The organism is Cellulomonas humilata, assembly GCF_013359775.1.
Lineage (GTDB): Bacteria > Actinomycetota > Actinomycetes > Actinomycetales > Cellulomonadaceae > Cellulomonas > Cellulomonas humilata.
Genome location: NZ_JABMCI010000007.1, coordinates 1 through 288 on the forward strand (window position 1 = coordinate 1; position 288 = coordinate 288).

At 72.2% G+C, this 288-nt stretch carries 1 protein-coding gene; it reads left to right on the top strand.

The features are described from left to right. Positions 1–14: 14 nt before the first annotated feature. The coding region (locus tag HP550_RS00030; protein WP_425484398.1) for a hypothetical protein at positions 15–288 on the top strand (274 nt) is incomplete at its 3' end.

The following is a 288-nucleotide window of genomic DNA, read 5'->3' on the forward strand; positions in this document are numbered from 1 at the left end:
AGCAGGTGGTGGGGATGGCGCGGGTCGCGTCGCGGCCGGACTTCGCTCGGGCGTTGGCTCGCTGGGTCGCCGCGCAGGATCCGGGTGCGTTGGAGGCCGAGCATGAGGTGCAGCGTCGGGAGCGGTTCTTCTCGTTGTCGGTCCAGGCGGGTGGGGTGTTCTTGAAGGGTCGCCTGGACCGGGTCGCCGGGGAAACCCTGCGGGTCGCGTTGGACGCGATGGGCCAGTACGGCGACCAGACCCGCTCCCCGGGGCAAGCCTCCGCGGACGCGTTGGCGATGCTGGCCG